General features: G+C 57.5%; 9 protein-coding genes. All 9 read left to right on the top strand.

Features of this window, described 5'->3' with window-relative positions:
- The first annotated feature begins 262 nt into the window (after positions 1–262).
- The 9 genes from thrS to AC54AF_RS06770 all read left to right on the top strand — a co-directional run bounded on the left by thrS (position 263) and on the right by AC54AF_RS06770 (position 8,997).
- Positions 263–2,170 (top strand): threonine--tRNA ligase, encoded by a 1,908-nt coding sequence (thrS, locus tag AC54AF_RS06810; RefSeq protein ID WP_070280420.1) that lies wholly within the window; start codon positions 263–265, stop codon positions 2,168–2,170.
- 12 nt (positions 2,171–2,182) lie between these two features.
- Positions 2,183–2,743, top strand: coding sequence for a translation initiation factor IF-3 (gene infC / locus AC54AF_RS06805; RefSeq protein ID WP_205711303.1), 561 nt, complete (start codon positions 2,183–2,185; stop codon positions 2,741–2,743).
- A 227-nt stretch (positions 2,744–2,970) separates the two neighbouring features.
- Positions 2,971–3,168 (top strand): 50S ribosomal protein L35, encoded by a 198-nt coding sequence (gene rpmI / locus AC54AF_RS06800; RefSeq protein ID WP_010399216.1) that lies wholly within the window; start codon positions 2,971–2,973, stop codon positions 3,166–3,168.
- A 26-nt stretch (positions 3,169–3,194) separates the two neighbouring features.
- Positions 3,195–3,554: a 50S ribosomal protein L20 gene (gene rplT, locus AC54AF_RS06795; protein WP_010399214.1), complete on the top strand. Its 360-nt coding sequence runs from the start codon at positions 3,195–3,197 to the stop codon at positions 3,552–3,554.
- A gap of 145 nt (positions 3,555–3,699) precedes the next feature.
- Positions 3,700–4,716: a phenylalanine--tRNA ligase subunit alpha gene (gene pheS / locus AC54AF_RS06790; protein ID WP_034751917.1), complete on the top strand. Its 1,017-nt coding sequence runs from the start codon at positions 3,700–3,702 to the stop codon at positions 4,714–4,716.
- Between the two features lie 78 nt (positions 4,717–4,794).
- Complete coding sequence (pheT, locus tag AC54AF_RS06785; protein ID WP_496635916.1) at positions 4,795–7,221, top strand: phenylalanine--tRNA ligase subunit beta; 2,427 nt, start codon at positions 4,795–4,797, stop codon at positions 7,219–7,221.
- A 170-nt stretch (positions 7,222–7,391) separates the two neighbouring features.
- Complete coding sequence (locus AC54AF_RS06780; protein WP_010399205.1) at positions 7,392–7,739, top strand: integration host factor subunit alpha; 348 nt, start codon at positions 7,392–7,394, stop codon at positions 7,737–7,739.
- Positions 7,740–7,749: 10 nt separating this feature from the next.
- The gene (locus AC54AF_RS06775) at positions 7,750–8,154 is read left to right on the top strand and encodes a MerR family transcriptional regulator (RefSeq protein ID WP_496635915.1); all 405 of its coding nucleotides are present in this window, start codon (positions 7,750–7,752) and stop codon (positions 8,152–8,154) included.
- Between the two features lie 210 nt (positions 8,155–8,364).
- Positions 8,365–8,997 carry a response regulator gene (locus AC54AF_RS06770; protein ID WP_034783185.1) on the top strand — a complete coding sequence of 211 codons (633 nt, stop codon included), beginning with the start codon at positions 8,365–8,367 and terminating at the stop codon, positions 8,995–8,997.
- Positions 8,998–9,017: the final 20 nt, after the last annotated feature.

The following is a 9,017-nucleotide window of genomic DNA, read 5'->3' as shown; positions in this document are numbered from 1 at the left end:
ACTTGGTCGACATCCAAGGGGTCGGGGATTCGAATTCCTCACCGCCCACCAGAATGCAGTTAGAGAGAAAGGTAAAACCGGTTATGACACCGCGAACTACTACCAGGCTTTGGGAGTGACGCTAGTCGAACGGGTTTCCTTTGTCTCAGGAAAGTGAAAAACGCGGCTAGTCCGCGTTTTTTTGCGTCTGCGTTTTCCTTTCAGTTATTTTACCCATCACATCGCAGTTTTACCTGGCGCCAGCGCCGATATGGAGATCAATATGCTTACAATCCGACTTCCCGATGGTTCCGCCCGTCAATTTGACGGCCCGGTCACCGTGGCCCAGGTTGCGGCCAATATTGGTACCGGCCTGGCCAAGGCTGCCCTGGCCGGCAAGGTCGACGGCAAGCTGGTCGATACTTCCTATCTGATCGAGCAAGACGCGGAACTGGCGATTGTCACGGACAAGGATGCCGATGGCCTGGAAGTGATTCGCCACTCGACGGCCCACTTGCTGGCGTATGCCGTCAAGGAATTGTTCCCGGATGCGCAAGTGACCATCGGTCCCGTGATCGACAACGGCTTTTACTATGACTTCGCCTACAAGCGTCCGTTCACGCCCGAAGATTTGACGGCGATCGAAAAGAAAATGGCGGAACTGGCCAAGAAGGACGAGCAAGTCACGCGCAAGGTTGTGGCCCGCGACGAAGCCATCGAATACTTCAAGGGTATCGGCGAGGCGTACAAGGCGGAGCTGATCGGCTCGATCCCTGCCGACCAGGAAGTGTCGCTGTATTCCGAAGGCAAGTTCACGGACTTGTGCCGCGGCCCGCACGTGCCATCGACGGGCAAGCTGAAAGTCTTCAAGCTGATGAAGCTGGCCGGTGCCTACTGGCGCGGCGACTCGAAAAACGAGATGCTGCAGCGTATCTATGGCACGGCCTGGGCCAAGAAGGAAGACCAGGAGCTGTACCTGCACAACCTGGAAGAGGCGGAAAAGCGCGATCACCGCAAATTGGGCAAGCAGCTCGATTTCTTCCATTTCCAGGAAGAAGCGCCAGGCCTGATCTTCTGGCACCCGAAGGGCTGGTCGATCTGGCAGCAAGTCGAGCAATACATGCGCAATGTGTATCAGGTCAATGGCTATCAGGAAGTCAAGGCGCCGCAAATCCTGGACCGTGGCCTGTGGGAAAAAACCGGTCACTGGGACAATTATCGTGAAAACATGTTCATCACGGAATCGGAAAACCGCGCCTATGCGCTGAAGCCGATGAATTGCCCTGGCCATATCCAGATTTTCAACAATGGCATGCGCAGCTACCGCGACCTGCCATTGCGCTACGGCGAGTTCGGCCAGTGCCACCGCAATGAGCCGTCGGGCGCCTTGCACGGCATGATGCGCGTGCGCGGCTTTACGCAGGATGATGGCCACATCTTCTGCCTGGAAGAGCAGATCGCCGGGGAAGTGACGGCGTTCCACCAGCAGGCGATGGATGTGTATACGGCGTTCGGCTTTACGAATATCGATGTGAAGCTGGCCTTGCGCCCGGATAACCGCATCGGTACGGAAGAGTCGTGGGATTTCGCCGAAGAATCCTTGCGTTCGGCCTTGCGCGCCTGTGGCGTGGAATGGACGGAATTGCCGGGCGAGGGTGCGTTCTACGGTCCGAAGATCGAGTACCACCTGAAGGATAGCCTGGGCCGCGCATGGCAAGTGGGTACCGTGCAGATCGATCCATCGATGCCGGGCCGTCTGGGCGCCGAATACGTGGCAGTGGACAATACGCGCCAGGTGCCGATCATGCTGCATCGCGCGATCGTCGGTTCGCTGGAACGTTTCATCGGCATCCTGATCGAACACTATGCGGGCGCCATGCCGCTGTGGTTGTCGCCGGTACAAGTATCGGTGTTGAATATTTCCGACGCTCAAGCCGACTATGTACAGGAAGTTACAACAAAACTGCGCAAAGCGGGGCTGCGCGTACAGGCTGATTTGCGTAACGAGAAGATTACCTATAAAATACGTGAACATTCCGTACAAAAATTGCCTTACATCTTAGTAATTGGCGACAAAGAGCGGGATGCGAATACAGTGGCCGTGCGGGCGCGGGGCAATGTCGATCTGGGCGTCATGTCCGTCGATGCCCTGATTGAGCGACTCAAACATGAAGTCGACACCAAGGCCTGACGAGGAAACTCGCTGCACGACCGTCTTACAAGATTTTTAAAGGAAATTACAATAGCTACTGACAAGTCACATCGCATCAATGGCGAAATCACTGCCCCTGAAATGCGTTTAAGCGGGGTCGATAACGAGCCACTCGGTATCGTAAGTTTGGCTGAAGCCTTCCGCCTGGCGGAAGAGGCAAACGTCGATCTGGTGGAAATTGCGCCTACCGCGCAGCCTCCGGTGTGCCGTTTGATGGACTACGGCAAATTTAAGTATTCGGAGCAAAAGAAAGCTCACGAAGCCAAATTGAAGCAAAAGATCATCCTCGTGAAGGAAGTCAAATTCCGTCCGGGGACTGATGATGGTGACTACAATATCAAGTTGCGTAATCTCATCAAGTTCCTTGAGGACGGCGATAAAACCAAGATTACCTTGCGTTTCCGCGGCCGTGAGATGGCGCACCAGGATATTGGCTTCCGCATGCTGGAACGTCTGAAAGCCGATCTGGAGCCGTACGGCCAGGTCGAGCAGTTCCCGAAGATGGAAGGCCGCCAAATGATCATGGTTCTTTCGCCTAAGAAGAAGAAGTAAGCTACAATAGCGTTTTACTGTGAGTCGACGTGATTTGCGCCAGTCTTGGTGCGGCACCAGATTCCAGGCAGAATTTGCGCGGCCCTGACAGCAATGTCCGGGCCGCGCGAACTGTAGCGGACTCGCATCCGCTGCACAGCATGTGAAAGCAGGCATCTAAGCGCAGCGTCGTGTTGCCACCTGCAATCCTGTTATAAATGGAGCTGTCCGTAAGAGGACAGATTGCTATGCCTAAAATGAAGACCAAAAGCTCTGCGAAAAAACGTTTTCGCGTGCGTCCAGGTGGTACTGTCAAATGTGGTCATGCGTTCAAACGCCACATCTTGACCAAGAAAACCACCAAGCTGAAACGCGCTCTGCGCGGTACCACCAATGTCGCTGCGTCTGACGTGAAATCCGTCTACCGCATGATGCCGACTGCTTAATCTCACACTCAATATAAGGAGTTACTATGCCTAGAGTAAAACGTGGGGTTACAGCTCGTGCCCGTCATAAAAAGATTCTTGTACAAGCTAAAGGCTACCGTGGTCGCCGCAGCCGTGTATACCGTGTTGCCAAGCAAGCAGTTATGCGCGCTGGCCAATACGCTTACCGCGATCGCCGCAACAAGAAACGCGTTTTCCGCCGCCTGTGGATCGCCCGTATCAACGCCGCTTCCCGTGAGCATGGCGTAACGTACAGCGTATTCATGAACGGCTTGAAAAAAGCAAATATCGAACTGGACCGTAAAGTCCTGGCCGATATGGCTGTGATGGACAAGCCAGCATTCGCTGCGATTGTCAACGCAGTTAAAGCAAAAATCGCTGCGTAAGCATCGGTGATTGCACAACGTCATCCGTAGGGTGACGTCATAAAGAGCGGGGCAGGGGTGTGAACCTTATGCCCCGTTTCCGTTTTTGATTGTTGGACTTTTGATAATCGAGTCCAGAATTGATGTCCAAAACAGGAAATGCCGCATGAACTCCCTAGAAGAACTCGTCGTCTCGGCCCAGGCTGACTTTATCGCCGCCGCAGACGCCGCCGCACTTGAAAACGCCAAAGCCCGCTACCTGGGCAAGACTGGCCAGATTACTGAAATGATGAAGGGCCTGGGCAAGCTGGACCCGGACGCGCGCAAGGCGCAGGGCGCCCTGATCAACGCCGTCAAAGTGCAGATCGAGGACGCGCTGACGGCGCGCCGTGATGCGCTGGCCGATGCGCAGATGCAAGGCCGCCTGAACGCCGAAGCGATCGACGTGACCCTGCCAGGCCGTGGCCGCATGCCTGGCGGCATCCATCCCGTGATGCGCACGTGGGAGCGGGTCGAGGAAATCTTCCGCTCGATCGGTTTCGACGTGGCCGACGGCCCCGAAATCGAGAACGACTGGACCAACTTCACGGCGCTCAACAGCCCGGAAAACCATCCGGCCCGTTCCATGCAAGACACTTTCTACATCGATGGCAACGACACCGATGGCAAGCCCTTGCTGTTGCGCACGCACACGAGCCCGATGCAGGTGCGCTATGCGCGCACGCATACGCCGCCGATCAAGGTCATCGCGCCGGGCCGCACCTACCGCGTCGACAGCGACGCCACTCATTCGCCGATGTTCCACCAGGTCGAAGGCCTGTGGATCGCCGAAGACATCAGCTTTGCCGATCTGAAGGGCGTGTACCTGAACTTCGTCAAGGCGTTCTTTGAAACGGACGATTTGCAAGTGCGTTTCCGCCCGTCGTACTTCCCGTTCACGGAACCGTCGGCCGAGATCGACATCGCCTTCGGCTCCGGTCCATTGAAAGGCCGCTGGCTGGAAGTGTCGGGCGCCGGCCAGGTGCATCCGACCGTGGTGAAGAACTTCGGCCTCGATCCCGAGAAATTCATCGGTTTTGCTTTCGGCTCCGGCCTGGAACGCTTGACGATGCTGCGCTATGGCATCAACGACCTGCGCCTGTTCTACGAGGGCGATTTAAGGTTCCTGAAGCAATTCAACTAAGCGTTGTTCCGTTTGATTCATGGCGCTGGAGCGCCTGTGCGCTCGCGCTGTGAGCTTTGACCCTTTGAAGGCTTGATTATGCAATTTTCCGAAAACTGGCTCCGTACCATGGTCGATCCGAAGATGACTTCGGACGAACTGGCCCATCTGCTGACCATGTCCGGTCTCGAAGTCGAGGACGTCGATCCTGTCGCCCCGCCGTTCTCGAACGTGGTGGTGGGCCTGGTCCTGGAGATGGAAAAACATCCGAATGCGGACCGCCTGAATGTGTGCCAGGTCGATGTCGGCACGGGCACCATGCTCAACATCGTCTGCGGCGCGCCGAATGTGCGCCCGGGCTTGAAAGTCGTGTGCGCCATGGCGGGCGCCGTGCTGCCGCCTGGCGCCGATGGCAAGCCGTTTGAAATCAAGGTGGGCCAGCTGCGCGGCGTCGAGTCGCAAGGCATGCTGTGCTCCGCGCGCGAATTGAAATTGTCGGAAGAAAACGCCGGCTTGATGGAATTGCCGGATGACGCGCCGATCGGCCAGAATTTCCGCGATTATTTCGCGCTCAACGATTTGAAATTCACCATCAAGTTGACGCCGAACAAGGCGGACTGCCTGTCTGTGCTGGGCGTGGCGCGCGAGGTGTCGGCATTGACGGGCGTGCCCCTGAATGTGCCGCAGTTCCGTACCGTGCCTGTTTCCAGCGATGACATCCTGCCCGTGAAAGTGAGCGCGCCGGACCTGTGCGGCCGTTTCACGGGCCGCGTCATCCGCGGCTTGAACGCCCGTGCCGCCACGCCGGACTGGATGAAGCAGCGCCTCGAGCGCAGCGGCCAGCGTCCGCTGTCGGCCCTGGTCGATATTTCCAACTATGTCATGCTGGAACTGGGCCGTCCCAGCCACGTGTTTGACCTGGCGAAGATCCACGGCAGTCTCGACGTGCGTTGGGGCAAGGCGGGCGAGTCCGTCAAGCTGTTGAATGGCAACACCATCGCCGTCGACGAGTGGATCGGCGTCATTGCCGATGAGCAGGAAATCGAATCGTTGGCCGGCATCATGGGCGGCGACGCCAGCTCGGTGTCGGACGATACGGACAGCATCTACCTGGAAGCGGCATTCTGGTGGCCGAACGCCATTCAAGGCCGCGCGCGCCGCTTGAATTTCTCGACCGATGCGGCGCACCGCTTCGAGCGCGGCGTCGATTTCGCCACCACCGTCGAGCACATCGAGCGCATCACTGCCCTGATCGTGGAAATCTGCGGTACGCCGGCAACGACCGTCGGTCCCGTCGACGACCACGTGGTGAACTTGCCACAACGCCAGCCCGTATCGATGCGCACGGCGCGCGCGCAAAAAGTCATCGGCGTGCCGCTCAACGATGAGCTGATCGCCGATATCTTCACGCGCCTGGCCCTGCCATTCACTCTGGCGGACGGCGTGTTTTCCGTGACCTCGCCCAGCTACCGCTTCGACATCGAGATCGAGGAAGACCTGATCGAGGAAGTGGCGCGCGTGTACGGTTTTGAAAACATCCCGACACTGCCGCCCGTGGCCGCGAACGTGATGCAGATTGCACCGGAAAATACCCGCTCCCTGTTTGCGGTACGTCATGAACTGGCCGACCTGGGCTTCCAGGAAGTGGTTAATATGAGCTTTGTCGATGCGGCATGGGAGCGCGATTTCTCGGGCAACACCAATCCGATCAAATTGCAGAACCCGATCGCCAGCCAGATGAGCGTGATGCGTTCCTCGCTGATCGGCAGCCTGATCGCCAACGTGCGCTATAACCTGAACCGCAAGACGAACCGCGTGCGCATCTTCGAAGTGGGCGCCATCTACCAGCGCGACGACAGCGTGGAGAACGGTCCCCTGTCGGTGGCCGGTTACGCCCAGCCGAAGCGCGTGGCGGCCATGGCCTACGGCGCGGTGGCTGACGAGCAATGGGGCCAGGCTACACGCACGGTCGACTTCTTCGACGTGAAGGCGGACCTGGAAGCGCTGTTCGCGCCGCTGGTCCTGCGTTTCACCAAGGCGGAACACCCGGCCCTGCATCCGGGCCGTTCGGCCAATGTGGAACTCGATGGCAAGGTCATCGGTTTCATCGGCGAATTGCACCCGCGCTGGATGCAAAAGTACGACTTGCCGCTGGCGCCCGTGCTGTTCGAAGTCGACGCCGCTGCCCTGACGCAACGCATCGTGCCCGCGTACCAGGAAATCTCGAAATTCCCTGGCGTCAGCCGCGATCTGGCTGTTGTCGTCAAGCAAACGGTAGCCGTGCAGGATCTGCTCGACAGCTTGCATGCCGCCGCCAAGGCTAGCCCGGCAGCACATATCGTGCAAGCCATTGTTTTATTTGATGAATATCGTGGAAAAGGTCTGGAAGCGGATGAAAAAAGCCTTGCTTTCCGGATTAGCTTGCAAGATACTCAAAACACCCTGCAAGACGATGTCGTCGATGGCCTGATGGCTGTCCTGATCGACGCGGCCAAGCAGGGCCACGACGCGAAACTGCGTTCGTAATTCTCGGACTGGCCGTCGCCTTGCGTGACGGCCTTTCCGTTGTCAACCGTAGACGAGCTTGCCATGTGGCGGGCTCGGGCGCACAGAAAAGGCAGGGCAGGAAAATTAATAACAGCGACGTTGATTCCGCCGTACTGCAGTCCGCACTGGCCGCAGATCTGCATCGGGCCATGCTGGTTGCCAAAGTGCGCCAGGAAGCGGAAAAAGATTTACCCACCTTGACCAAGGCGGAACTGGCCGAACTGTTGTTCGAGCAAGTGGGCCTGAACAAGCGCGAAGCGAAGGATATGGTCGAGACCTTTTTCGACGAGATCCGCAATGCGCTCGAGCGCGGCGAAGCCGTCAAGCTGTCCGGGTTCGGCAATTTCCAGTTGCGCGACAAGCCGCAGCGGCCGGGCCGCAATCCGAAGACGGGCGAAGAGATTCCCATCACGGCGCGCCGTGTCGTGACCTTTCATGCGAGCCAGAAGCTGAAAAGCATGGTCGAAGAGACCAGTCCGCTGGCCCGTGCTGCCTGAGTGAGTGGCGATGAACGAGCGCATCAGTAAAACCGAGTTGATCGCCTTGCCGCCCATTCCGGCGAAACGCTATTTCACGATCGGCGAGGTGAGCGAGTTGTGCGGCGTCAAACCGCATGTGTTGCGCTACTGGGAGCAGGAGTTTTCCCAGCTCAAGCCGGTCAAACGACGTGGCAATCGCCGTTATTATCAGCACCATGAAGTGCTGCTGATACGCCGCATCCGCGAATTGCTGTATGAGCAGGGCTTTACCATCAGCGGCGCGCGCAACAAGCTCGACAGCCGTGGCGCATCGCATGCCATCCTTGACGAGCTGCCAGTGCTGCCGGCCATGCCTGTCGTGCCGCAGGAAGCGCCGCTGGACCGTGAGTGGATACGTAGCGAATTAATTGCGATTTTAAACTTGCTAAAATAAGATTTGTACCAATATAGGTGGGGTTGTCCAGTAGCAGTTGACTAAGTTGCCTATACGCCATGGGTGCTTCGCCCAGGCGCCGCCGGTAAGGTAGGGCACGCCATATTTTGAATATAATGCTAATGTTGCGTTTTTGTTAGTGACGCTGAACCGGAGCAGCGTTCAGGTTCCGGTAGTCTTTCCCAGGCCAGGAAAATTTAAGGGGAAACAATGATACGCGTTGCCATTTGTGATGATCACCAAATAGTAAGAGCTGGATTCAAACAGATTTTTTCGTCGTCAAGCGACTTCAGTGTGGTGGCGGAAGCCGGTACCGGGCGTGAAGCGCTCGATATCGCCCGCCGCGAAATTTGCGACGTGTTGCTGCTCGATATAGCCATGCCCGATCAGAGCGGCATCGATACCTTGCGCACGATCCGCCAGGGCCAGCCGGAATTGCCCGTGCTGATCCTGAGCGGCTATCCCGCGCAGCAATATGCGCTGAACCTGTTCAAGATGGGCGCGAATGGCTATCTGAACAAGGAATGCGAAGCCGACGAACTGATGACGGCCGTGCGCACCGTGTTCCAGGGACGCCGCTATGTCAGCTCCACGGTGGGTGAATTGCTGGCGCAGTCGTTCGACCGCGACACGAATGCCGCCCTGCATACGGAATTGTCGGACCGCGAGTTCCAGGTCTTCCTGCGCCTGGCGCGCGGCGCCACCGTGTCCGATATCGGCGTGGCCTTGTCGTTGAGTATCAAGACGGTGAGTACTTACCGTACGCGCATCATGGAAAAAATGGGCTTGCAATCGAACAGCGACTTGACCTATTACGCAATGAAAAACAATTTGCTTGACTAACGCTGCGGTGCGATCATGGA

The organism is Janthinobacterium sp. JF4 (genome assembly GCF_059617925.1).
This window is presented reverse-complemented; position numbering and strand designations above follow the sequence as displayed.